This window comes from Glutamicibacter sp. BW78 (assembly GCF_002332245.1).
Classification (GTDB): Bacteria; Actinomycetota; Actinomycetes; order Actinomycetales; family Micrococcaceae; genus Arthrobacter_H; species Arthrobacter_H rhombi_A.
The window spans coordinates 125,947-150,791 of record NZ_NRGU01000031.1 but is presented as its reverse complement, the minus strand read 5'-3'; the positions used below and the strand labels follow the sequence as shown (position 1 = coordinate 150,791).

Here is a 24,845-nt window from a genome sequence, read left to right as displayed (position 1 = left end):
GTGGCAAACCCGCCGCGGGTGTCCAGACACAGTAGATTGGAGGGAGGAAGACCTTTGTCCCGCCGTCCGAAAGACCTCCGTGCATCTCAAGACCCTGACCGTTCGTGGATTCAAGTCGTTCGCCTCTGCGACGACTTTTGAGTTCGAACCCGGCGTCACTGCCGTGGTTGGACCGAATGGTTCTGGGAAATCCAACGTCGTCGACGCCTTGTCGTGGGTGATGGGGGAGCAGGGGGCTAAGACGCTCCGTGGCGGCAAGATGGAAGATGTCATCTTCGCCGGAACCTCTGGCCGTCCGGCGTTAGGGCGAGCGCAGGTCTCGCTAACTATCGATAATGCAGACGGTGCCCTGCCCATCGAATATTCAGAAGTGACGATCACCCGGACCCTGTTCCGGGCTGGCGGCTCTGAATATGCCATCAATGGTCAGTCCTGCCGCTTGCTCGATATCCAGGAATTGCTTTCCGACACCGGAATGGGCCGGGAGATGCACGTCATCGTCGGGCAGGGGCAACTGGACCGTATCCTTCATGCCACATCGGATGAACGCCGAGGTTTTATCGAGGAAGCCGCCGGGGTGCTGAAGCACCGCAGACGTCGGGAAAAGACCGTACGCAAACTCGAGTCAATGGCCACCAACCTCTCGCGTCTGCAGGACCTCACAGGAGAGGTTCGGCGCCAGCTGACACCGTTGGGTAAACAGGCTGACGTTGCACGGCGGGCACAATCGGTCCAATTTGAGGTGCGCGATGCTCGTTCTCGGCTCCTGGCCGACGAGTTGGTGACCCTCCAAGAAGCCCTCCATCGAGAGGTCGAAGACGAACGACGAATCCGTGTGCGACGGGACGAAGTCGAAGTGGAGGTTACCCGAGTCGGCGCCCGGGTCGCGGAGCTGGAATCTGCTGCCGCGAGCATTGTTCCTGCCCTAAACTCCGCTCGAGAGACATGGCACGGGTTGAACGCCATGAAAGAACGGTACAGATCTCTGGGCGCCTTGGCGAAAGAACGCGAACGCGGCTTGGCTGAGCAGAGTCGCGTCGTGCACGATCCGTCTCGGGAACCCGACCGGCTAGAAAGCCAAGCACAGCGTTTACGCGTTGATCTGGAAGCGCTTGAGAACGAACGCGATAAGTCATCAACTGTACTCGATTCCGCGATTACGGATCGGAAGGAATCGGAACAGGCGGCGGCCGACGAAGCCCGTCGAATGAACGAATTGATGCGTGCCTTAGCTGACCGTCGCGAGGGACTGGCTACCTTGGCCGGAAAAGTCGCCTCGGCGCGCAGCCGCGTCGAATCACTCGAAGGTGAGCTGGGCAGACTGCGAGCATCGGCCGAACTGGCACGTGTACGCGGTTCTGAGGCACAGATGAAATATACCGAACTGGAACAGCAGGCTAGCGGTGTTGAGGACACGGAAGAGGACCTGGACGCTTCGCACGAATTGGCCGAGGAACGTTTGGCGTCCTGCGATCGAGAGTTGGAGCAGGTAGTTTCTCGGGAGCAAAAAGCAGAACGTGAACGGGCCGCTCTTCAAGCTCGTCTTGACGCACTGCACGCTGCGATGAGCCGCAAGGATGCCTCCGAGGAGATTCTTGCAGCAGGGCATCAGGGCATTAGGGGGCGTATCAGTGCAGAGCTCCATGTCGAACCCGGATACGACGGTGCGATTGCCGCTGCGCTAGGTACCTACGCCGAGGCGCTAAGTGCCTGTAGCGCCGACGACGCTCAGCAAGTCCTGGAATCAGTCCGCGAACAGGAATCAGGCCGTGTCCACCTGATCTTTCCGCAGGCAACCGAGTCAGATGTTCTTCTCTCGGACCAGCGGGCGGAAACGCACGCGAAGAGGAATCCATTGCCCGCTGGTGGCTTGTGGGCTTCGGGCCTCGTGGATGTCAAGGAAGCAGCCCCCGGCGGCCTCGCCGAAGCTGTCCGGCATCTTCTGCGCAATGTCATCGTCGCTGAAAATAGGGAAGGCGCTGTTGAACTCCTGACCGCAGCACCCCAATTTACTGTGGTCACTCGCGATGGCGTGGTCCATTCGACGAATAGCCTTGCCGGGGGATCTGGCACCGGTTCATCACTTGTGGAGCAGCAAGCGGCCATTGATGCCACCAACGTCGAACTATATGACGTCACCTCATGCTACGAACAGCTTCGTTTCCAACGCTCAGCGCTGGAAACTAGACGCAGCGACGCTGCCGAGGCTGTCGATACGGCACTTGAAAAGTTGTACCAATCAGATGCCCGCATTACCGGCGTTGCTGAACAGCTGGCAACTCTCGGAGCCACGACCCGAGAAGCTGCCGCAGAGGTCGAAAGATCAAGGGACCGGATCAGCGTTGCCACGGAGTCGGTAGCCGAAGCCAAGAAAACCCTGGCTGCACTTGAGGAGCGCCTGGCTGCTACCCGGGAGGCCCCAGCTGATGATGAACCAGACAGCTCAACGCGCGAGAGGCTAGATGCTGAGGCCGCCAAGGCCCGTGACCGAGAGCTTAACGCACGGTTGGCTCTGCGGGGCAGTGAAGAGCAGGTCAAGAGCTTGTCGAGCCGAATTGAATCACTCGTGAAATCCGCCGCGGGGGAACGCCGTAACCGTGAACAGGCTGAGCGGAGAACCGCGCTACGACGTCGTCAAGCCAAACGTGCTCAAGCCGTCGGACAGGCGATCTTGTTGGTGCAAGAACACCTTGAATGCTCATTGCAGGAAGCTGCGGATGAACACGCACGGCTAACAAAGCATCGCGACCAAATAAATGGCGAGCTGCGGCAAACCAGAACCCGATCTAATGAACTAGGTAGTGAGTTGGCCGGGCTCACTGATTCCGTGCATCGTGATGAGTTGGCGCGCGCCCAACAACACCTGCGCATTGAAAGCCTTGAAGCCCGGGCCCTCGCAGAGTTGGGGATGACGCCTGAGCATCTCATCGAAAACTATGGTCCCGACCTACCGGTCCCACAACCTGACCAGGGAAGTGATAAGTGGGCGGCTTTGCGTCAAGACGTGGACATGGACGGAAACCCGGAGCCGGTGGGACGACCCTTCGACCGTGGCGAGCAGGAAAAACGTTTAGGGAAGGCAGAAAAGGATCTAGCGTCCTTGGGCAAGGTCAACCCCTTAGCCTTGGAAGAGTTTGCGGCACTTGAGGAACGGCACAAGTTCCTGGCGGAGCAACTTGAGGATCTGAAATCCAGTCGCAAAGACCTTCTGGACATCATTCGCGACGTGGATGAACGAGTTGAACGCGTCTTCACGGAGGCCTTCGACGATACGGCCGAACAGTTCGAAAAAGTCTTTGCCACACTGTTCCCGGGCGGTGAGGGAAAACTGGTGTTGACCGACCCGGATGACATGCTCAATACGGGGATCGATGTGCAAGCCCGTCCAGCCGGCAAGAAGATCAAGCGTCTCTCGCTACTTTCTGGTGGAGAGCGATCATTGACTGCCGTTGCGCTCCTGGTAGCGATCTTCAAGGCCCGCCCATCGCCGTTCTACGTGATGGATGAGGTCGAGGCTGCCCTTGACGATACGAACTTGGGGCGCCTACTGGTGATTTTCCGCGAGCTCCAAGAAGTTAGTCAGCTGATCATCATCACGCATCAAAAGCGCACGATGGAGATCGCTGACGCCCTGTATGGCGTCTCCATGCGCGGCGATGGGGTCACGAAGGTCATTAGCCAACGGTTGTAGACCGTCTTTCATCTACGCGAATCCATGCAGCGGCACCGGCCAAGCCGATGATTCCGGTCATGACGAATGCCCACCCGAAACCCATCTGGTCCGCGATGAGCCCCGCAACTACGGGGCCTAAAATGGCGCCGGAATCGCTGGCCATCTGGAAGCCGGCCATGACTTTGCCGCCATTATGATCGCGGCCGATGACGTCGGCTACGGCTGCTTGCTGCGCGGGGTTCATAAATCCGATACCGGCGCCAGCAATGATCGAGAGCGCGATGAACAGTATTGCGTTGTCGGTCAGTCCAATCCCGGCCATGGCGACTGAGCCCACCGTCAGTCCGACCAAAACCGGCATGCGCCGCCCGTATTTATCGGTGATTCGTCCGGCAACGGTGAGCGCAGCACCGTTTCCAATGGCGAATATTCCCAACGATAGACCCGCCAACGCTGCCCCATCGTCAAAGACTTGCGCGGCAAACAGGGGGACCAAAGCTACCCGTACGCCGAAATTGGACCATCCATTTGCGAAGCCCGAAAACAAAGCGGCCCGATAAGTCGGACTCTTCATGGCAGCGGCGAATGACATCGCTTGGCGTTCGTCGCGGGGCCCACGCTTGGCAGCCGATCGCACTCCCAAAAGTGACAAATACACGAATGCTGCTGCGATGATGAGGGCGCCACCGTAGATGAAGAATGGCAGACGGTATCCGAAGACTGCAAGGAAGCCGCCGAGCACAGGGCCAACAATGTTCCCGATGAGGAATGATCCGGCGTAGTACCCGGATATTCGGCCGCGGATCTCGGGGGGTGCGAGTCGGGCGATGAGTGACATGGCCGAAACGGTGAACATGGTCGAACCGAGCCCACCAGCTGCCCTGAAGACCAGCAATTGGGTGTAGTCCTGAGCGAAGCCACACAGGATGGTCGATACCGCAACGATGAGAACGCCGCCGACATACACGGGGGGCTCGCTCAGCGCAGACGCCAAACGACCACTGACCGGTGCGAAAGCCAACCGGGTCAGCGCGAAGACGCTGACGATGAAACCGGCTTGGGCGATCCCGACGTCGAAGCTCTTGGCAAATTGCGGCAGAATAGGTGCGATCAGGCCGAACCCTAGGGCTATAACGAACGCCGCAGCAATAAGGACTCTAATTTCGCGGGGGATCGTTGGTTGTTTTGGAGGGAGTGTGGGTGTGCTCATCAAGCCAACAGCCTAGTCTGTGAGAAGCTAGTCCCGTGTCTACAGAAACCCTCCTGATTATTGCCATCGTCATCGTTGTAATCCTTGTCGCGGGCCTGGGAACTGCCTTCTTCCTCCGGGGACGCAAGACGCCCCCCGGTACCTACGACGGACCCCGGGACGCGAATGATCCGGCCCCCGGGAATGCCAGCAGTGATGGAACCGACACCCTGACCCATCCGGGTAAAGCTCTTGAGCAGGACGTCGAAGGTGGTGGGGGACCAGGCACTGCGCCGGCCCCTGAAGAGGCATTAGGACAACAAGACCTTGCCGTTGACGTTCCGGCGCCAGTTCTCGGTCGTCTAGCACGCCTCCGGGCGCGTCTGGTCAAGTCGAACAACGCTCTGGGCAAGGGGCTGTTGTCCCTGTTGTCACAGGACAACATTGACGAAGACGTTTGGGACGAGATCGAAGAAACACTGCTGCTGGCAGACCTCGGGAGCGAACCCTCCCAAGAGCTGGTCGAGGCACTCCGCGAACGGGTAAAGGTTGAAGGCCATCGGGACCCGGCCCAAGTCAGAACCATGCTCCGTACGGAACTCATCAAATTGGTCGACCCGAGCATGGATCGCACCATCGTTTCGGAACGGCAAGTCACCGGCCCATCGATTGTCATGGTCGTGGGGGTCAACGGCGTCGGCAAAACCACCACCATTGGAAAAATCGCCCGTGTACTGGTTGCCGAGGACAAAGACGTGCTCCTCGGGGCTGCTGACACGTTCCGTGCAGCAGCTGCCGAACAATTGGCAACGTGGGGGGCCCGAGTCGGTGTCCCTACCGTCCGTTCCGATGTTGACGGTGCAGACCCCGCGTCCGTGGCTTTCGAAGCCGTGAAAGCTGGCATCGATCAAGAAGTTGACGTCGTCATGATCGACACCGCCGGCCGCCTGCAGAACAAGGTCGGACTGATGGACGAACTGGGCAAAATTAAGCGAGTCGTGGAAAAGCAGGCCGCCGTCAATGAGGTTCTGCTGGTCCTCGACGCCACCACTGGCCAGAATGGTCTGAACCAGGCGAAGGTGTTCTCCGAAGTTGTTAACGTCACCGGAATTGTTCTGACCAAACTCGACGGAACGGCAAAAGGCGGCATCGTTGTCGCTATCCAGCGCCAACTCGGTGTGCCGGTAAAGCTGATCGGATTGGGCGAGGGACCTGACGATCTGGCACCTTTCGACGCAGAGGGCTTTGTCGACGCACTACTCGATTAGAAAATGAGTCTCGCAGAAGATGGGTAGTAGACCAGTTAGAATATCAAGCGCCGGACACCATCGGGGGGAACGACCGATTGGAGTAACAGTGATTGCTGGCTGGAGGCTTTTCGAAGCCTTGCATAAAGATACCGTCCTACTCAAGTACAACTGTCCGCCACCAACCGCAGAAACATACGGCTGGTTAAGGGCGGGCACACCGATTAAACTGTCACACGACGTGAGGATAGAACAGAATAGTGGCCTATATGGGGGGGCCTATAAAGGCATGCCGGGAGGGCGCAAGCGTCCTGGGTTCGCTTCTATAGGCGCGTTCAGCTATTCGATGTCAGCGTTGCCCGATGGGGTTAATGTCGGCAGGTACTGCTCTATCTCCACAGGACTTCGTTTCACGGATTCCGTGCATCCATTAAATCTGTTAACCACCTCAGCCATCAGCTTCCGCTCACGGAATATGCTGTACAAGGGCCATCAGACTCCGAGTCTTTTGGAGTATGCGGCGGATTTCGACGTGACCGGAGAGAAGCCGTACCCAACCATAGGACACGACGTGTGGATCGGTACTGGGGTTACCATAAACATGGGCATCACTGTTGGTACCGGCTCGATGATCGCCGCAAATTCCACTGTCACTAAAGACGTTCCGCCATATTCAATAGTTGGTGGGAATCCAGCGAAGGTAATCCGTATGCGAATTCATCCGGACATTGGTGAGAAACTTCTTGAGAGTAAATGGTGGGAATATGAGCCCCAGTATCTTTTCGAAGATGTAAATACGTCTTTAGACCTGTTGGCAGATCGCATCCTCGATGGCCATGCGCCTCGTGCCCATTTCCGCTCGTTGAGAGTCTCAGACTACTTGGATTCGGACCAAGAGTAGACTCATTGCCGGTTCGGCGGTGCAGAGGTATTCAGCGTCGTTTTGATCTGGGAAGTATCCCAGCGAGTTCCTGAGAATTCTTCGATACGGTCTCGCATCCCATGATTGTGGTCAACGTGTCTAGACCGAATTAATCCCTCGAACGATTCCACTTGGGGATGGGTCTCGATAAATAAACCTTCGCTTCTTGCTCGGAAAGACTGGACTGAGGAAAACTCACGACGTCGAGCAATAGACCGTCGCTGAAGCGTCGGCTGGACCACGCCTAGACAGCGACGGAATAGCGCATAGGCGAAATTCTTATTGCTCTCGAGTGGCCTTTGGACAGATATGTGCAGGGCACGGCTTAGAGCCAGTTGGTGCGTCAGAAGTTCGTCGCCGAAGGAACTCTTCGATGTTTTTGGCTGCTAGCCTCAAACACAACCAATTGTTACCGTAGTGTGATGAAAGCAGTTGAGGTGAAGCGGCGCGACCAGCGTCTCGACATTGCCAAAGGCCTCCTGATTGGGCTGGTGGTTCTCGGACATTTGCTCGAGGGGACGAATGTTTGGTCGGCAACTACGGTTCGTCTGCCCTTGACACTCATATACGCATTTCATATGCCTGCTTTCGCGTTCCTCACCGGGATCACTGGAACTCCAAAGAATTTGGTCCGGAGAGTGGGCCCGCTTCTGGTGTTGTTAGTCCTCTTCCAATTCCTATATTTCGGGGCAACCCGCGTCCTTAAACCGGGCGCAGAGTTTGAATGGGACACTCCTTTTTGGATGCTCTGGTTTTTAGTGGCGATGATCTGGTGGTTGTTACTCACACCCATCATCGATAAATTTCCCAGGGCTTCTATTGCGGTCTCTACCGCTTTAGCCATCGCAGTCACTGCTGTCCCATGGATTGGCTACCCCTTGTCGTTGGGGCGGGCTTTGGTCTTCTTGCCGTTCTATGCAGTTGGATACGCGTACGGCAAGCGGGTACTCGATTGGTGCATGAGCTCCACGAAGGTTCTCAAGGGCGTCACAGTCGCTGGTGCCGCGTCAGCCCTGATGGTCTTGTATTTTGCGCACCTTAAGCATGAATGGTTTTACGGCAGCTTGAGCGCCGATAGCTTGGATGCGAATCCAGCAGAAGGCCTGGTCATCAGGTCCGCACTTCTTCTGGCAGCAGGCTTGGGAATCATGGCCTTCCTGATGCTCGTACCTCAGCGTGAGTCTCCGGGGCTGGCCATGGTGGGCCGTCACACGTTGCCAGTCTTCTTGTTGCACGGGTTCATTGTGCTGGGCGCCGAACTGTACCTGCCCGCAGTGTTGGCACGGAATAACGTCGTTGCACTTGCTTTTGTGGTTACCCTGACCGCGGCCACGGTGTTATTGACTTCGGGTCCACGGACCAATGCCGTGATGCGCACTATCAGCGGGTACTTTTTCAAACCGTCAACTCAACAGGCAAACAAGAAGAATTCGAAGCTGCAAACAGCATCTTCATGACGGGCCCGGCGTTTGCTTCTCCACCACGCGCCGCGACGAATGTTCACCGCGAGAAAATAAGGGCAATGAGCCTGGAGTAGGTGACCGACGATCTACTCCAGGCAGCACGTCTATTTGCGCTTTTTCTTCTCTTCCTTCTCGCTGGGAACGACGACAAAGGGAGACTTGGAATGTGCCACACAGTGCTGGCTTACGGAGCCCAGCAGCATGCCGGCAAAGGCTCCATGGCCTCGGGTGCCCAAGACCAGTAGCTGTGCGTCTTTCGACGCTTCGACCAGCGTTGAGGAAGGATGGCCCCGCTCGGTCCGCCGAATAACGGTGGAGTCGGCTCCGACGACTTCGGCGACGGTTTCTTCGAGAAGCTCGCGGGCACGCGCCTCGATTTTCTCTCCGGACTCTGCATACGCGGCCAAGTATCCGTAGCTCGTCGGGATATCCCAAACGGCCAGTGCCTCTACCGGAGCTTCGTACCGCTGCCCGTATTCCACGGCCCATTTCAGGGCTGCCTTGGAATCATCGGACCCATCGACACCGACCACAACTGGTTTGGTTGCCATGATTTCGTTCACCACCTCCGGTGTGCTGCGAGCACACCCTTGAAGACTGCGGCCACGGTTCTGGTGGACGTGCCTTCTGGCAGGACCGCCTCGTCCACTCAATAGCCAGCATATCAAGGCGGCAGAGCCCTGATCCGGGGCCAGACTGGGGTCGCCGGAGGGTCCTTCGACCCTGCGGCGACTCCGAACATCAATTACTTCGCTTCGACGTCGCTCTCCGGATGCCGAATGACGACGAAGGGGCATTTTGAATGAGACGCGCAGTGCTGACTGACGGAGCCCAACAGCATCCCCCTGAAAGCACCGCGACCTCTGGTGCCCAAGACCAAGAGCTCGGCGGACTCCGAGATTTCCACCAGAGTTTTGGCGGGGTGCCCACGTTCGGTGCGTTCAAGCACTCCGGAATCTGCGCCGACGGCTTCTTGAACTGCTTCGTTGAGGACCTTGCTGGTGCGTTCCTCAACCTGTGCGCCGGTCTCTGGGTAGGTGGCCATATTCCCGAAGGCCAACGGAAGTTCCCAGACCGCCACAGCGTAGACCGGAAGGTCGAAGCGCTTCCCATACTCCACGGCCCACTGAAGGGCTGCCTTGGAGTCGTTGGAGCCATCGATGCCGACGACTACTGGTTTGGTTGCCATGTGTTCTTTCACCACCTCCGGTGTGCTCCAAGCACACCTTCGAAGATCACGGTCACTGTTGCAGAGGACGTGCCGGATGGCAGGACCGTTTCGTCCACCTGAGGCCAGCTTAGCAGCGGGTACGGAGGGGTCAGCCGGCTGCTGGAGGAGCGTCCTGTGGTGAGAGTTCGGTGCCCGGAAGGAGGCCTTCCATCGGTTCGCTCTCCAGCTCGACTTCTTGGGAAGTCACCCAGTGGGTGGGTCCGTTGGAGCCGGCGGGGTATTCCTCCATCGGGACCTCGTCGTTCGCCCAGGCGGCCAATACCGGCTCGATGATCCGCCAGCATTGTTCGGCGGTGTCATCACGAACCGACAGTGTCGGGTCCCCGGCCAGTACGCCCGCCAAGACTTCACCGTAGGGCAGCAGGTCGGGGGTGTTGAGCTGGGCTGAAAGACCGACACGGTCCAGGTTGTACATATCCCCGGGGCCATTGACGTCTAGCTCGAGTTGAAGGATGTCCGGGCCGAAACCGATGCGCAGGCGGGTGGGGGAGTCGTTGCCGGTGAAGCCTTGCGGTAGGTGGGCGACCGGCTTGAAGGTGATGACGGCCTCTTTGCGGGGCTGCGCCAGAGCCTTTCCCGAACGCAGGATGAACGGTACGCCAGACCAGCGGGAGTTGTTGATCTCGACTTCGATCTCCGCCAGGGTTTCGGTGTTGTTGATCCGATCCACACCGTCTTCGGAGGTGTAGTCAGGCACATGGTGTCCGCGGCTCGTCCCAGCGGTATAGCGGGCACGCCGGGTGCTTTTGGTGTAGTCGGTGGGGACCTTCGTCGCCCGAAGGACCGAACCGATGTGGTCGCGTAGATCCCGTTCGCCCAAAGTGGCGGGGGCGTTGAGGGTCAGCAGGGCCAAGATCTGCAAGAGGTGTGACTGGATCATGTCCCGTAGGGCACCGGCATGGTCGTAGTATCCTGCCCTAGACTCCAGGGCCAGGTCTTCGTCGTAGAAGATCTCCATCTTCGCCACGTGTTCGCTGCTGAACAGCGGTTCTAGGAAGCGGTTGGCGAAGCGTAGGCCCAGGATGTTGAAGACCGTGGCCTTGCCCCGGAAGTGGTCCACACGCTGGATGGATTCCTCCGGCACCAGGCGGGTGAGTGTCTTGGTCAGGGCGTGGGCTGACTCGGCGCTGGAACCGAAGGGCTTCTCCATCACCAGCGAGGTACCCTCGGGGACTTCTTCCGGTGTCAGGACTTCGCAGGCTTTCTGACTGACCGTCGGGGGAAGCGCGAAATACAGGGCGATCGGGCCCTCGCACGTGGCCAGTAGTTTGCCGAGTTCGCCCGGTGCGGTGACGTCGAGGGCCGTGTACGTCGTCTGCCGGGCAATGCGGTCCAAATGTGCGGCGCCGTCTCCGGAAGCCTTCGTCCGCGCGTCGGCGAAGGCCTCGGTGACGCGGTTGGACCAATCTTTTGGGGTGAAATCCGGGGAGCCGGCCCCGGCGAGGATCAAGTCAGGCTGATCTCCCTTGGAGATGAGGGCAGCCAGACCGGGCAGCAGCAATCTTCCGGTCAGATCCCCTGAGGCGCCGAGGATGAGTAACGTCTTGACATGGGATTTCTTTGCTTCACTCACCTGTCTAGCTTGCCACCATTGCGCCCACCGTGTCTGCCCCCCCGCTGGCCGATACCGTTGGGCACGTTGGACCTTGGTAACCTTGGTAGTCGAGTCCAGCGGGGTTTCCCGCAGCCACCCACACGAAAGTAGTTCAGCTCACGTGTTCAATTCTCTCTCCGACCGGCTGACAGCGACCTTCAAGGGCCTGCGCGGCAAGGGACGCCTTTCCGAAGCCGATGTCGACGGGACCGTCCGGGAGATCCGGCGCGCCCTACTCGACGCCGATGTCGCCGTTCCGGTGGTGCGTGCCTTCACCGCACAGGTCAAGGAGCGGGCCCTGGGTGCAGAGGTCAGCGGTGCGCTGAACCCGGGCCAGCAGATCATCAAGATCGTCAACGAGGAACTGGTAGGCATCCTCGGTGGGGAGACCCGCAGGCTAAACCTGGCCAAGGTGCCACCGACGGTCATCATGCTCGCGGGCCTCCAAGGCGCGGGTAAGACCACGCTGGCGGGCAAACTGGCCAAATACCTCAAGGCTCAGGGGCATACCCCGCTGTTGGTGGCCTGTGACCTGCAGCGGCCCAATGCCGTCAAGCAGCTCCAGGTCAACGGTGAACGCGCGGGTGTCCCGGTCTATGCCCCACACCCAGGCGTCTCCTCGGAATTTGAGGAGGCCACCGGCGACCCGGTCGTCGTCGCCCGCAACGGCGTTTCCGAAGGTCGGCAGAAACAGCACGATGTGGTGATTGTTGACACCGCCGGCCGTCTGGGTGTTGACGAAGAGCTGATGCAGCAGGCAGCTGACATTCGTTCGGCAGTCAATCCACATGAAGTCCTGTTCGTCATCGATGCGATGATCGGTCAGGATGCCGTGAACACTGCCCAGGCCTTCAACGAAGGTGTCGGAGTTACCGGTGTGGTGCTCTCCAAGCTCGACGGCGATGCCCGTGGTGGTGCCGCATTGTCCGTTGCCTCGGTGACCGGCAAGCCGATCATGTTCGCCTCGACTGGTGAGAACCTGAGCGACTTTGAGGTCTTCCACCCGGACCGGATGGCCAGCCGCATCCTGGACATGGGCGACATGATGACGCTCATTGAGCAGGCTGAGCAGAACTGGGATAAGGGCGAAGCCGAACGGATGGCGCAGAAGTTCGCCGACCGCGAGGACTTCACGCTGGACGACTTCCTGTCCCAGATGCAGCAGATCAAAAAAATGGGCTCCATGAAGAAGATGCTCTCCATGATGCCCGGAGCCGCCATCTCCAAACAGCAGCTCGAACAGTTCGATGAGCGTCAGATCGACAGGATCGAAGCCATCGTCCGCTCGATGACCCAGCACGAACGCGTGGCGCCGAAGATCATCAACGGTTCGCGTCGAGCCCGTATCGCCAAGGGTTCAGGTGTGAGCGTTTCCGAGGTCAACCAGATGCTGGAGCGCTTTGGTGAAGCACAGAAGATGATGAAGCGCATGGCCGCCGGCGGTGGGATGCCGGGCATGCCGGGTGGTGGTGGCCGGGGCGGCGCCAAAAAGGGTAAAGGCGCTGGCAAGAAGAAGCAGAAGTTCGGAAACCCGGCCAAGGCTGCCCAGGCGGAATTGGATTCCAAGAACCGCAAGTCGGCTGCTCCCTCGGCCCCGACGGGCGCCTCCTTCGGAGGCCAGGGCGGGCAGGACTTCAATCCCTCGGACCTGAACCTGCCCAAGGGCTTTGATAAGTTCCTGGGCAAATAGGTCGGCGGCGGTAGCGGCTGATGACTGTTGTGCAGGGACTTGATGGTTTCCTCGGCGCCCGGTGGAAACATCAGGCCTATGCTTCGACATTGGTGCGGCGCTTCGATGGCGCGGTCCTGACCGTCAAGGATGCCGTGGGGGTCAACGAATCCCGCTACGGCGAGGACTCGGAACCGGATTGGGTGCTACCGACCGCCCAGGTCAGGTCAGGGGCGACACCGCGCGGGGCTGCCGCCTCGATCCTGGCCCGGATGGCCTTGGAACCCTCGATGGGCCGGATGCTGGTCCATGATTTCCGCCCTGCTACTGGTGGCGCTCACTCAGCCGGAGGCAGTGACACCGGCCATGAGTTCTTCGTTTACGACGGCGGTACCTGGGTCACCGGGGTGGAACGCTTCACCGCCGACGGTGGGTTGCTCCAAGTCAGGTTCTGCCCACTGGACCAGCTCCCGATCCTCTTGCCGCCCGGGGACGCTGAGCGCGCCGCGGCAGGTGTCCGTGCCCTGGAGCTCGGGGGAGTGACCGAACTCGAGCACGGCAGGGACATGACCCCTCGCCATGTACCGGGTAACCGGCAGCCTCCTCGCGCCCTCATGCCCGAGCTGCCCGCGACCGCGCCGGTACCCGGGTTGCGCCAAACACGAGAATGAGCGCAGGCTGCGTGTCGCAGCCCCGACGATAAATAATCGCCTGCCCATCGAGTCAAGTATGGCGTGCCAGGCGTAGAGTCCACATCGGAGGGGCTCGGCGGGTCCGGCAAGGGCCGGCACACGCACTGGCGGGCCGGAGACCATGGATGCTGTGGAATCGATCAGCCTCGTCGGCGGCTGGCTACCCCCACTGGTTTGGGCCGCGGGTATTATCGGACTCGCCTTTCTCCTCCTGCCGCGCCGCCATCGTCGATGGTGGCTCGTCTACCCGTTGCTTCTCGTGTCCGCGGCCCTGATCACTTGGGCGATCTACCTTCTGCTCGTGTACGTCTGGTTCGTCATCGCCGATCCGCTTCCACTGGTCGTCATCGCCTGGGCGGGGTTGGCCCTGTTGGGCATCCTGCTGGGTGTGTATTCGGCGTCAAAATGTCCCTGGACCTGGAAGCTTCTGGCCACACTGGCGACCATCGCCGTCGTTCTCCTCGCCGGATTGCAACTGAACGCCTATTTCGGGCAATACGTGAATGTGAGAAGCCTGTTGGGCGATCAAGTGGCGGTCAAGGCCCTGCCGTCGAACCTCATGCGCGGCGGATCCGGGACCGGCAGCCAGAAGATTCCAGTGCACGGTACCGTGAGGCAGGCGTCGATTCCGGGAACTGTTTCGAAGTTCACGGCGCGCGATGCCATCATCTACCTGCCGCCCGCCTATGAACCGTCGGGACCGAGGCAGCTACCCGTCTTGGTGTTGGTCGCCGGGCAGCCCGGCGGACCGCAACGTTGGCTCGACGCAGGGCATCTGCCAGGGATCATGGACTCCTTTGCCGCTGCGCACCACGGCATGGCACCCGTGGTCGTTGTCGCGGATCCCAATGGAACCACGAGCGGAAATTCACTGTGCATGGATTCAGACATCGCCCAGACGGACACCTACCTCTCAGCCGATGTACCCGCCTGGATCACCACGACGCTCAACGTACAAAAACCCAGCCCGGGCTGGACCTTCGGAGGGTTCTCCTTTGGAGGTACCTGCGCGCTGCAAATGGGCACCCTGCATCCGCGGCTCTACCCGAACATCATCGACCTCTCCGGTCAGCAGGAGCCGGCACTGTCGGTCAGCCGAACCCAGACCATCAACAAATCCTTTGGCGGAAACACGGCTGCCTTCGAATCCCGCCTGCCGCTCACCATCCTGCAGCACCAACGTTTTCCCTCAACCCACGCTTTCTTTTCGGTGGGGGCCAGCGATCATCAATATGGTCCCGATATGGAGGTGGTGGTCACCGCTGCCCGTGCCGCAGGTATGCAGGTGAAGGAACTCCGGGTCCCCGGAGCGGGCCACTCGTGGCCGGCTGCCAGGGCGGGGCTTACCGCGGGCCTGGATTTTCTGGCGCCTCACTGGGGCATGGTGCGCTAAATGAGCCTGGGAGAGAGGAACTCGGTTGATGCCTGGAGCACCGGCATTCAGGGACGGCTCCTGCGGCTGCCGGTCACCCTCGCCCTGCTCTGTGCTTATGTCGCCGCCGGCCTCGCCAGCCGGGGACACCATCAGGGCGGTCGACATGGGCTGATTCGCCTCGACCCGGCAGGCTCTCGCATGCCGGATCCAACCGTTCTGTCGCCTGTGCCCGCGGCGTGGGACGCTTATCTGCCGAGCACCAGCCATCTGACGGCGTTCATCTTGGGCGGGGTCGTCCTGACGGTGGTGGGCCTGTGGGTGGAGACCAGGATCGGCAGCCTGAGATTCCTGCTCGCGTTCCTGTTTACCCAGTCTGCGGCCTTGGCAGCCGGGGCAGTGTTCGTGGCATTGGTCCAACCGGCACCAGCCCATCGGGGAGAGCCTGGGCTTCTGGTGGGGGTGACGATCATCGCTTGCGGCACGGCGATGGCCGCGACGGCTGGCCTTCGGGTGATGTGGCGCAGACGGCTGCGCACCGGGTTGCTGGCCGTTGTGCTGGTCACCGCGCTCTATGCCGGGACGCTGCCGGACGTCATGCGTTTGGGGTCGGTCCTGATAGGGCTATTGCTCGGGCCGCTGCTGCTCGGTCAACGACCGGGCAGACTTCGGATCAGGGCTACACGTCATGAGGGCCGCGTCCTCGTGGCAGTCGTCATCTGCGCTGCGGCGCTGGGGCCCGTGGTGGCGGCCCTCTCACCCGGAGCGGTGGGGCCGCTGGCCGTCCTGCGTTATCTGGGAACCAACATCGTGCCGGTCGATCCCCAGTCACTCGCCGAGTTGTGCTCGAGTCCGGAACGCATCAACGAATGCGCCGCAGCACAGCTTCAACAACGAGCCGGCCTCGGCGCCATGTTCTCCGCAGTCCTTCCTTCCATTCTTCTGGTGGTTATGGCTGACGGTCTGCGGCGGGGGCGCCGCCTCGCCTGGTGGGCGGCAGTCGTGGTCCAGGGGGCCATGGCCGGGTTGACCCTGATCTTCCTGGCCGGCGTCGTGCTTCAGGCCAGGGTCCCGGACGCTGGCTTGTTGGAGGGGTTGGGCGAATATGACTTCACCGACTATGGGCAAGCCAAGGCCATCATCCTGCCCCTCCTGGCCCCGCTGGCCGTCTTCCTCCTCTTGCTGGCCACCCAGCGACTGTTCCGCCTCAGTGCGCCGCCCCGAGTGAACCGTCGTCTACTGCAGAAGATCCTGCTGCTCGGGATTTTCCTGTCGGCGCTCTACCTCGGGGTGGGGTTCTGGTTGCGCGAGGGGTTCCGCCCGGTCCCGGATCTCGGGGAACTGGCAGAGAACCTGCCCGAACGTTTCGTTCCCTTGGTCTATGCCCTTCATATCAGCCCGGAGTTTGTGCCGATCACCGCGGCCACGACCATCCTGTTCGAGGGGTTGGGGATCCTCTTTTGGACTGCCGTCTGCTTCTGGCTGCTCGCATCCTTCATCACGGCAGGGGACTACGAATCGACGGCAGATAGGACCCGCGCCCGGGCCCTGGTGCGCGAGGGGACGGGTGGAACCTTCTCGTGGATGAGTACATGGGAGGGAAACAGCTACTGGTTCGCACCAGATGGTCGCTCGTTCATCGCCTACCGGGTGATCGCCGGAGTCGCTTTGACCACGAGCAACCCCATCGCAGCGACCCAGGATGTTGCTGCGGTGGTTCGCGGATTCGCCGAGTATTGCATGAGCCACGCATGGATCCCGTGCTTCTACTCCGTGACGAGCGAAGTCGCTGACGCGTTGCCGCCGGAGATGTTCAGCAGGGTTCGCGTCGCCACCGAAACGGTGCTCCCACTCGGTTCCATGGCGTTCACCGGGAAGAAGTTTCAGGATGTGCGCACGGCACTGAACCGGGCAGAGAAGTCGGGTGTCGCGGCGGTGTGGAGCAAATCCTCGCTGTTGACCCTGAACATGCGCGAACAACTACGCGCCATCTCCGAGGAGTGGGTTGCCGATCGGGGCATGCCCGAGCTCGGTTTCACCCTGGGCGGGCTGGCTGAGCTGGACGATCCCGAGGTGAGGCTGTTGCTGGCCGTTGACGACGCGGGTGTGCTGCAAGGGGCCACCTCGTGGCTGCCGGTCCGGCATGGCGGGCAAGTGACAGGGTGGACGCTTGATTTCATGCGTCGGAAACAGGGAGGATTCAGGCCGGTCGTGGAGTTCCTGATTGGCACCGCGGCACTGACGCTCCAAGCGCAGGGCTATTCCTTCGCCAGCCTGTCCGGGGCGCCGTTGGTCTCCGCGGACAATCCTCAAGGCATGGTGTCGACGGCCGGTGTTGACACCGGAGTGCCGCCCATGGAGCGGGTTCTGGGTTGGCTGGCAGCCACCTTGGAGCCGGTCTATGGATTCCAATCGCTGATGTCCTTCAAGAAAAAATTTCAGCCACAGTTCGTCCCCCAATACATGGTTTACCCCGACGCAGCCGCCCTGCCAGCCATTTCCGTCGCCATCTCCAAGGCTTATATCGGCGACGCATCATTGAGCGCCGGCTGGTCACTGGCCAGGACATTGTTGAGCCGTCACTAATAGATCTGTAGCGACTCGGGCCCGTTCGGCGGAGCAAAGAGGTCATCGAGTGCCGCCAAGTCCGTCGTCGTGAGTTCTAGTTCGAGGGCGCCGGCATTCTCGGTGACCCGCTCCACCTGGGAGGTCTTGGGGATGGGAATGACCTGGTCTTGCGCCAAAAGCCAGGCCAGTGCGACCTGGCCTGCGGTGGCACCACGTTCACGAGCGAAGTCGGTGAGCCCCGCGTGATGGGCCAGATCGCCCCGGTCGAACGGGGAATAGGCCATCATGCCCAGACCCTTCCGCTGCAACCACGGCAGGAGGTCCCATTCGATCCCTCGCTGGTTGAGGTTGTAGAGCAGCTGCTGGACCTGGGTGTGACCGCCGCCGGGCAACGAGTGGAAGTACTGCATTTCCTCGAGGTCCAGGTTGCTGACACCGAACTGGTCGATTTTGCCCGCAGCGACGAGATGCTCGAAGCCCTCGAGCGTCTCCTCAAACGGTGCGGGTCCGACCCCGTGGAGCAGGTACAGATCCAGATGGTCGGTGCCCAGGCGTTCCAGGCTCTTCTCGCAGGCTTCGATGGTTTCGGCGCGATTGGATCCGGGGAGGACCTTGCTGACCAGAAACACGTCGTCGCGACAGCCGGAGATGGCCTCACCGACGAGGTCCTCCGAGCGACCGCCTCCATACATTTCAGCGGTGTCGATCAGGGTCAGGCCGCATTCAACGCCGGCACGCAGCGCAGCGATCTCCTGCGCCCGACGCTGGGGATCGTCGCCGAGGAACCAGGTGCCTTGGCCCATCGCGGGCATGGTCGTCCCGTTAGGTAGTTGAACTGTTCGCATGATGGGTCCTTTCGTTCACGTCTCCGTCACATGAAATCATGCAAAGCTGCTGCGGGCTGCTCGCCGCCCGTCGTGGAAAGCGCCGAACGTACAGAGGGGATCATCAGCGTCGCTGTGGAAGATCTCGGCATCTACCGATGTGGTTGGGCGTTGGGTGCCATTGATACATTGCAGCGTGGGCCCGTGCCCGCTGTGGGTGGGAGATCGCCTCTGGCGACGGACTGTTGTTGGCCCATCGTGCTGGAGGTAGGCTTCGTTTCTCCGGTCCCGGTGGATCTTCACGAGTCGTGAGCGGCTCCAACACTCGGCTTGGTCGGCAAGATGGGGGGCGTAACGGTGGTCGAAGCCTCACGGGATTCGAGCCCGGGCCTACACGGGTATTGGTGGAAGGTGCTTCTGGGCGGAGTCGTCTTGTGGATCCTCACCATCGTCGTCACCGCCCGCACAGAGAACACCAATCTGATCCCCACGCTGATCCTGTTGGGGAGTTTCTTGGTCCCCTTCGTGGTGGTCCTGTTCGTGGGAGCCCGACAGGAAGGCGTTTTATCGCCGGTCCGCTTATTCTCGGCCTTCTTCATCGGCGGGGTCTTCGGTGTCTTGGGGGCTTCCCTCCTCGAGGTAGACCTCGGTAAATCAGCCCTCCAGTTCGCCCTGGTGGGGTTCATTGAAGAGTTCGTCAAGCTCCTGATCTTGGCCATTGCCGCTCGCGGGATCACCCGGCGCACGGCGGGTTTGGGAGCATCGCTGGGTGCGGTGGTTGGGGCAGGCTTCGCGGCCTTCGAGTCCGCGGGATACGCCTTCAACGCAGCATTGGGCCAAAACACCATCAACCTCACCTCTCTTCTGGAGACGGAGGTCCTGCGGGCAGCCCTCTCTCCCGTGGGGCACATCCTGTGGACGGCCATCCTCGGTGCCGCACTCTTTTCCCTGAGGCGGCCCGGCCGGCCCGTCTTGAGACTGATCCTGACCTTCGTCGGCGTCTCGGCACTTCATTCCCTTTGGGACCTGATCGGACCGCTGAGTTCCTTCCTCGCCGTTCTCTTCACCGGAACCGTCAGATTTGAGCTCACCTACGGTCATCTGCCCCCATCGGTGGCTCCCGAGGTCGCCTTCATCTCATTGCTGATGTATATCGGAGGAATGGTGATCATTGCCCTTATCGGGATCAACTGGCTGCGACTATCAGTGCGCCACGGGACTCGCAGGGAGCAGGAATCCGCCGACCGCTCCATGCGCTGACCTGCCAGCACCCGCTTCCACCAACGCGCCGTGCGGCTACGGCTCGCCCGTCTGAACGATGGGTCGCGTCGCGCGCCGCGTTCTGGCATAATGGCAAGGTACTCGATCGACGTGGCCCCTCTCTCCGCGTGTGCATCTTGTCCTCAGACCCTTCGCAGTATGGCCCGCCCCACGGGTGCAGAAACGCGGGATCGCCCAGTATTAGATACAGGAGTGACCACTACAGTGGCCGTTAAGATTCGACTCAAGCGCCTCGGCAAAAAGGGCGCACCGTCCTACCGCATCGTCATCATGGACTCCCGCGCCAAGCGCGACGGTTATGCCATCGAAGAGGTCGGCAAATACCAGCCCACCGAGGAGCCCTCGTTCATCGAGGTCAACTCCGAGCGTGTTGGCTACTGGCTCTCCGTCGGCGCCCAGCCGACCGAGCAGGTTGCCGCACTGCTGAAGATCACCGGTGATTGGCAGAAGCATAAGGGCATCGAGGGCCAGGAAGGCACCTTGAAGACCAAGACCGCCAAGGAAGCGTACGTCGCTCCGGAGAAGTCTTCGGTCATCCTGCCCGAGGCCATCACCAAGAAGGCCGATAAGACAGAAGAAGCACCCGCCGCGGAAGCCGAGGCCGAGAAGGCAGAAGCCACCGAGGCTGAGTAGAAATGCTCGTTGAAGCTCTCGACCACCTGGTCCGCGGCATCGTCGACTCCCCGGAGGACGTCGCCGTGGAGCAGAAGGCCAACCGCCGAGGCGACACCCTCGAGGTCCGGGTCCACCCCGACGACCTCGGACGGGTCATTGGCCGTCAGGGACGTACCGCCCGCGCATTGCGCACCGTGGTAGCGGCCCTGTCGGACGGCGAACCGGTCCGCGTCGACGTGGTCGACACCGACCGACGCCGCTAGGCCCGGTCGCAGAGTTTCACCCCGCCGGCCCCGCACCGTACACCGGTGCGGGGCCGCGCGCTTTAAACACATCGTCGGAACGTTGCAGAACGTTCCCGTCTCAAGGAGTCACCATGCGCCTCCAGGTCGCACGCATCGGCAAGCCTCACGGAATCCGGGGGGAGGTCACCGTCCAGCTCATGACCGACGACCCCGACGCACGCTTCGAACCGGGAACCGTCTTCGACGTCGAATCCTCCCCGGCCAAGCACCTGACCGTGGAGGGGGCGCGCTGGAATAAGGAAATCCTGCTGGTTGCCTTCGAGGAGATCCCCGACCGCAACACCGCAGAGACCATGCGCGGATCCCTGCTGTTCCTCGAAACAGCGGACCTTGAAGAAGGCGATGAGGACGCCTGGTATGAGCATGAGCTGGTCGGCCTCACGGCCCGCATCGGCGAGGAAGCCGTCGGCACGGTGACCGGACTACGCACCAACGACGCCCAGGACCTCCTGGTCATCGAAGACACCGAAGGCGCCGAAGTCCTCGTCCCCTTCGTTGAAGCCATCGTCCCCGAGGTCGACCCCGAGGCCGGCTTTATCCGGCTCACCCCGCCGGAAGGGCTCTTCACGCTCAATCGTGCGCAGGGCGCCGAGGAGGGCCAGGCCTAGGGCATGCGCATCGACGTCGTCAGCATCTTTCCCGAATACCTGCAGGCACTGGATATCTCGCTGATCGGCAAGGCCCGGCGGGAGGCCCTACTCGACGTGCGGATCCACGACCTGCGCGACCATACCCACGACCGTCACCGCACCGTCGACGACACCCCTTACGGCGGGGGAGCCGGCATGGTGATGAAACCCGGCCCCTGGGCCGAAGCGCTTTCCTCGATCGCCGGAGCCGAGTCAGCAGCACAGCACGCCGGTTCTTCCCGGCCCCTCTTGCTGATCCCCTCACCCGCTGGAGAGGTTTTCACCCAGGCAATGGCCCGGGAACTGTCCGGACGCGAACATCTGGTTTTTGCCTGCGGACGTTACGAAGGCATCGACGAGCGGGTCTATGAATTCGCCGCCGAACACTACGAGGTCCGCCCCGTCAGCCTCGGCGACTATGTCCTGAACGGGGGAGAAGTTGCCGTGCTGGCCATGGTGGAGGCGATTGGCCGCCTGGTCCCCGGAGTCGTGGGCAACCCCGAATCCTTGGTCGAGGAATCCCACTCCGACGGGTTGCTCGAATACCCCGTCTACACCAAACCGTCCAGCTGGGAGGGCCGCGACGTCCCCGAGGTACTCCTCAACGGCAACCACGCTCTCATTGCCCGGACCCGCCGGGCCTGGCAGCTCGAACGCACCGCCGAACGCCGCCCCGACCTGATCCGGGCGCTGGACCCCGATTCCCTGAACCGGCGCGACCGCGACACCCTGTGGCATGCGGGCTTCATGATCGAAGACGGCTGCGTCGTGGCTCGCCCCGCGGACTAACCAGGCCAGGAACCCCGACAGCACGCTCCGGGCCGGCACGGGATTAACCACCGCGGGGATGCGTATGGCAAAATGGGACCTTGCGTCTACTGGGTGCGCCCCTGCCACAGGGGGAGTGCGCCAACAGTCAGAGCGCCGACGAACACAGACGTGTTGGTCGGTTCACCACACTCCGTTTCCACGGTTTCCGCTTTCCTCGTATCGCGGCCGTGAGAACGTGTCGAAGGTGGGTGACCTGTGGCATCCGCCCAAGGAGAAGCACCAGATGCATATTCTCGACTCAGTTAACGCGGCCTCGCTGCGTAACGACATTCCGGACTTCCGGACCGGTGACACCCTCAAGGTGCACGTGAACATCGTTGAAGGCAAGAACACTCGTGTTCAGGTCTTCCAGGGCTACGTCTTGGGCCGCCAGGGCCACGGTGTGGGCGAGACGTTCACCGTGCGCAAGGTGACCTTCGGCGTCGGCGTGGAACGTACCTTCCCGGTGCACTCGCCGATCGTCGAAAAGATCGAGGTCGTCTCCCGCGGTGACGTGCGTCGCGCGAAGCTGTACTACATGCGCGATCGTCACGGCAAGGCTGCACGCATCAAGGAAAAGCGCGAGTTCGGCTCCAAGTAGAGCCGTGCGTCGGGACGAATTCGTCCCGTCCATGATCGTGAAGACATCATCCGTCCCGCACGCTTCGCCGAGCGGGCGGAGCAGGCGCCGGTCCCGTTTTCGGGGCTGGCGCCTTGTCGTGGGCGCACTGATGGTCGCTGCCATCGCGGCGATCATCGTGCGGGCCACGCTGGTGGACTTCTACTACATTGGCTCCGACTCCATGGAAACCACCTTGGAACCCGGCGAGGGACTGCTGGTGAACCGGACCGCCTACCACCAGGATCCGCCGCAACGCGGGGACGTCCTGGTCTTCGATGGCCGCGGATCCCTGCTGCCCTACCAACGGGCCAGCCCGCTGGATGATGTGCTGCGGGCGCTGCGTGTCTCGGGGGACGACACGGCTTTCGTCAAACGTGTCATCGCCGTCGGCGGAGACACCCTAAGCTGTTGTGACAAGGACGGACGGCTACTGCTCAACGGGGAACCGCTCCACGAGCCCTACCTTTTCGCCGGGGACGCAGCCAGCGAACAGGAGTTCACCGCAGTCGTCCCCGAAGGCAGGATCTGGGTCATGGGCGACCACCGTTCGGTATCGGCCGATTCCCGCTCCCTGCTGGGGGCACCCGGGGGAGGAATGATCCCCGAGGAACGAGTCATCGGACGGGTGGAACGGGTGATCTGGCCCCTGGGCGCGGCGCGGCATATCGAGGGAAAGGCACCACGTGAATGAGCAGCAGGCGGTAGGACCGGCCGGGGACGACGGCGGTGCGCCCGTCAGGCGCCCCCGGAACCCCGTCTGGGGGTGGGTCCGCGAATTCCTCATCGTGGTCGGCATTGCGCTGGTGCTCTCCTTCGTCATCAAAACCTTTTTCTTCCGCGCCTTCTACATCCCCTCGGGCTCCATGGAGCAGACCCTGGAGATCAACGACAGGATCTTCGTGAACCTGCTGATCCCCGGACCCTTCGACCTGCACCGCGGCGACGTCGTCGTGTTCAACGACGATCTGGGCTGGCTGGGCGAAACCCCGCCAACCCCCACCAACCCGGTGACCGAGGCGATGACCTTCGTCGGCCTGCTCCCCAACACCGCAGACCAGCATCTGGTTAAACGCCTCATCGGCATGCCGGGGGACACCGTGGAATGCTGCTCCGAGGACGGGCGCCTGATCGTCAACGGGGTGCCCATCACTGAGCCCTACATTTACCCCGGAGCAGCCCCCTCGGAGGAGTCCTTCAAGGTCACCGTGCCCGCAGGCAAGGCCTGGGTCATGGGGGACCACCGCAACGCCTCCGCCGATTCACGCTTCCACCCGGATATTCAGGACGGATTCATCGACACGGACTCCATCGAAGGCAAGGCGGTCCTGCGTGCCTGGCCCCTGGACCGCTTCGGAACCATCGACGGACACCACGAAGTCTTCGCCGACGTCCCCAACGAATCAGGCCACTAACCCATGGCCCACCGGACCCCCGCCCCGACCCTGGACACCGAACTCGCCCTGGCTACAGCCCTGGGCGGCGGAGGAAACCAGCTCATCGGCGGTTGCGACGAGGTCGGCCGCGGAGCCCTGGCAGGTCCCGTCAGCGTGGGCATGGTCGTCATCGACCCGGCGACCGCCGAACTGCTCGAGGACGTCAGGGACTCCAAACTTCTCAAGGTCGCCACTCGCGAAGCCCTCGTCCCGGTGATCCGGGAATGGGCCGCCGGCTGGGGTGTGGGCCATGCGGCAGCGAGCGAAATCGACGAGCTGGGCATCGTCGGCGCCCTGCGCCTCGCCGGAAACCGGGCCTGGGCGAACCTCGCCGAATCGGCGCGGCCCCACGCCGTGTTGCTCGATGGCAGCCACGACTGGTTGACGGCCCCCGGACAACCGGCACTGCTGGGCCAGGGTACCGGTGCCACGGCGCCGTCGTACCCCTTCGATGCTTCCGGCGCCCGGGTGAGCACCCAGATCAAGGGGGACCTGCTCTGCCTGTCGGTGGCCGCAGCCTCGGTCTTGGCCAAAGTGGAACGTGACACCCTCATGGCCACCTATGATGAACTGGAGCCCCACTATGGGTGGGCGATCAATAAGGGCTACGGAACGGCAGCCCACCGCCAGGCCATCGTCGAACGCGGTGCCACCGACTACCACCGCCGCAGCTGGCGGCTGACGGCGCCGGCGGCAACCCGTTAGA

22 protein-coding genes are annotated in these 24,845 nt (G+C 61.6%); 17 read left to right on the top strand and 5 right to left on the bottom strand.

The features are described from left to right. Window positions 1–79: 79 nt before the first annotated feature. Entirely contained in the window at window positions 80–3,691 is a 3,612-nt protein-coding gene (gene smc, locus CIK75_RS07440; protein WP_198962403.1) for a chromosome segregation protein SMC, read from the top strand. Here the strand turns inward: smc and CIK75_RS07435 are convergent. Then, window positions 3,675–4,883 (bottom strand): MFS transporter, encoded by a 1,209-nt coding sequence (locus tag CIK75_RS07435; protein WP_096223501.1) that lies wholly within the window; start codon window positions 4,881–4,883, stop codon window positions 3,675–3,677. The two genes, smc and CIK75_RS07435, sit on opposite strands and share 17 nt — an antisense overlap. A gap of 53 nt (window positions 4,884–4,936) precedes the next feature. On the opposite strand from CIK75_RS07435, the gene ftsY reads away from it, so the two are divergent. The 3 genes from ftsY to CIK75_RS07420 all read left to right on the top strand — a co-directional run bounded on the left by ftsY (window position 4,937) and on the right by CIK75_RS07420 (window position 8,488). After that, window positions 4,937–6,130: a signal recognition particle-docking protein FtsY gene (gene ftsY, locus CIK75_RS07430; RefSeq protein ID WP_096223649.1), complete on the top strand. Its 1,194-nt coding sequence runs from the start codon at window positions 4,937–4,939 to the stop codon at window positions 6,128–6,130. A 220-nt stretch (window positions 6,131–6,350) separates the two neighbouring features. Then, window positions 6,351–7,010 (top strand): CatB-related O-acetyltransferase, encoded by a 660-nt coding sequence (locus tag CIK75_RS07425; RefSeq protein WP_158225919.1) that lies wholly within the window; start codon window positions 6,351–6,353, stop codon window positions 7,008–7,010. Window positions 7,011–7,453: 443 nt separating this feature from the next. Then, complete coding sequence (locus CIK75_RS07420) at window positions 7,454–8,488, top strand: acyltransferase family protein (RefSeq protein ID WP_096223499.1); 1,035 nt, start codon at window positions 7,454–7,456, stop codon at window positions 8,486–8,488. A 110-nt stretch (window positions 8,489–8,598) separates the two neighbouring features. Here the strand turns inward: CIK75_RS07420 and CIK75_RS07415 are convergent, their stop codons facing one another. The 3 genes from CIK75_RS07415 to CIK75_RS07405 all read right to left on the bottom strand — a co-directional run bounded on the left by CIK75_RS07415 (window position 8,599) and on the right by CIK75_RS07405 (window position 11,298). Further along, window positions 8,599–9,045, bottom strand: coding sequence for a universal stress protein (locus tag CIK75_RS07415; RefSeq protein WP_096223647.1), 447 nt, complete (start codon window positions 9,043–9,045; stop codon window positions 8,599–8,601). A gap of 194 nt (window positions 9,046–9,239) precedes the next feature. Continuing rightward, window positions 9,240–9,683 (bottom strand): universal stress protein, encoded by a 444-nt coding sequence (locus CIK75_RS07410; RefSeq protein WP_143413285.1) that lies wholly within the window; start codon window positions 9,681–9,683, stop codon window positions 9,240–9,242. A gap of 130 nt (window positions 9,684–9,813) precedes the next feature. Then, the gene (locus CIK75_RS07405; protein WP_096223497.1) at window positions 9,814–11,298 is read right to left on the bottom strand and encodes a glucose-6-phosphate dehydrogenase; all 1,485 of its coding nucleotides are present in this window, start codon (window positions 11,296–11,298) and stop codon (window positions 9,814–9,816) included. 142 nt (window positions 11,299–11,440) lie between these two features. On the opposite strand from CIK75_RS07405, the gene ffh reads away from it, so the two are divergent. From ffh to CIK75_RS07385, 4 genes are all read left to right on the top strand, one after another. After that, window positions 11,441–13,009, top strand: coding sequence for a signal recognition particle protein (gene ffh, locus CIK75_RS07400; RefSeq protein ID WP_096223496.1), 1,569 nt, complete (start codon window positions 11,441–11,443; stop codon window positions 13,007–13,009). A gap of 20 nt (window positions 13,010–13,029) precedes the next feature. Next, window positions 13,030–13,659, top strand: coding sequence for a hypothetical protein (locus tag CIK75_RS07395; RefSeq protein ID WP_096223495.1), 630 nt, complete (start codon window positions 13,030–13,032; stop codon window positions 13,657–13,659). Window positions 13,660–13,801: 142 nt separating this feature from the next. Then, window positions 13,802–15,073 carry an alpha/beta hydrolase-fold protein gene (locus CIK75_RS07390; RefSeq protein ID WP_096223494.1) on the top strand — a complete coding sequence of 424 codons (1,272 nt, stop codon included), beginning with the start codon at window positions 13,802–13,804 and terminating at the stop codon, window positions 15,071–15,073. Then, entirely contained in the window at window positions 15,074–17,638 is a 2,565-nt protein-coding gene (locus tag CIK75_RS07385; protein ID WP_096223493.1) for a DUF2156 domain-containing protein, read from the top strand. Here CIK75_RS07385 and CIK75_RS07380 read toward each other — a convergent pair. Beyond that, the gene (locus tag CIK75_RS07380; RefSeq protein WP_096223492.1) at window positions 17,635–18,465 is read right to left on the bottom strand and encodes an aldo/keto reductase; all 831 of its coding nucleotides are present in this window, start codon (window positions 18,463–18,465) and stop codon (window positions 17,635–17,637) included. The genes CIK75_RS07385 and CIK75_RS07380 overlap by 4 nt on opposite strands. 321 nt (window positions 18,466–18,786) lie before the next feature. Between CIK75_RS07380 and CIK75_RS07375 the strand changes: the two genes are divergently transcribed. The 9 genes from CIK75_RS07375 to CIK75_RS07335 all read left to right on the top strand — a co-directional run bounded on the left by CIK75_RS07375 (window position 18,787) and on the right by CIK75_RS07335 (window position 24,844). Further along, window positions 18,787–19,704 carry a PrsW family glutamic-type intramembrane protease gene (locus CIK75_RS07375; protein WP_086996431.1) on the top strand — a complete coding sequence of 306 codons (918 nt, stop codon included), beginning with the start codon at window positions 18,787–18,789 and terminating at the stop codon, window positions 19,702–19,704. A 225-nt stretch (window positions 19,705–19,929) separates the two neighbouring features. Continuing rightward, window positions 19,930–20,358 (top strand): 30S ribosomal protein S16, encoded by a 429-nt coding sequence (gene rpsP, locus CIK75_RS07370; RefSeq protein ID WP_086996351.1) that lies wholly within the window; start codon window positions 19,930–19,932, stop codon window positions 20,356–20,358. Window positions 20,359–20,360: 2 nt separating this feature from the next. Further along, a complete protein-coding gene (locus tag CIK75_RS07365) occupies window positions 20,361–20,603 on the top strand; it encodes an RNA-binding protein (protein WP_086996354.1) in 243 nt (80 codons plus the stop codon). Window positions 20,604–20,716: 113 nt separating this feature from the next. Next, window positions 20,717–21,253, top strand: coding sequence for a ribosome maturation factor RimM (gene rimM, locus CIK75_RS07360; RefSeq protein WP_096223490.1), 537 nt, complete (start codon window positions 20,717–20,719; stop codon window positions 21,251–21,253). 3 nt (window positions 21,254–21,256) lie between these two features. Beyond that, on the top strand, window positions 21,257–22,063 hold the full coding sequence (gene trmD, locus CIK75_RS07355; protein WP_096223489.1) for a tRNA (guanosine(37)-N1)-methyltransferase TrmD: 807 nt from the start codon (window positions 21,257–21,259) through the stop codon (window positions 22,061–22,063). Window positions 22,064–22,328: 265 nt separating this feature from the next. Then, on the top strand, window positions 22,329–22,685 hold the full coding sequence (gene rplS / locus CIK75_RS07350; RefSeq protein ID WP_086996363.1) for a 50S ribosomal protein L19: 357 nt from the start codon (window positions 22,329–22,331) through the stop codon (window positions 22,683–22,685). Window positions 22,686–22,803: 118 nt separating this feature from the next. Beyond that, the gene (gene lepB, locus CIK75_RS07345; RefSeq protein ID WP_241895355.1) at window positions 22,804–23,397 is read left to right on the top strand and encodes a signal peptidase I; all 594 of its coding nucleotides are present in this window, start codon (window positions 22,804–22,806) and stop codon (window positions 23,395–23,397) included. After that, window positions 23,390–24,118, top strand: coding sequence for a signal peptidase I (gene lepB, locus CIK75_RS07340; protein ID WP_096223488.1), 729 nt, complete (start codon window positions 23,390–23,392; stop codon window positions 24,116–24,118). The genes lepB (CIK75_RS07345) and lepB (CIK75_RS07340) overlap by 8 nt, the downstream gene beginning before the upstream one ends. A 3-nt stretch (window positions 24,119–24,121) precedes the next feature. Beyond that, window positions 24,122–24,844 (top strand): ribonuclease HII, encoded by a 723-nt coding sequence (locus tag CIK75_RS07335; protein ID WP_096223487.1) that lies wholly within the window; start codon window positions 24,122–24,124, stop codon window positions 24,842–24,844. Window position 24,845 lies beyond the last annotated feature (1 nt).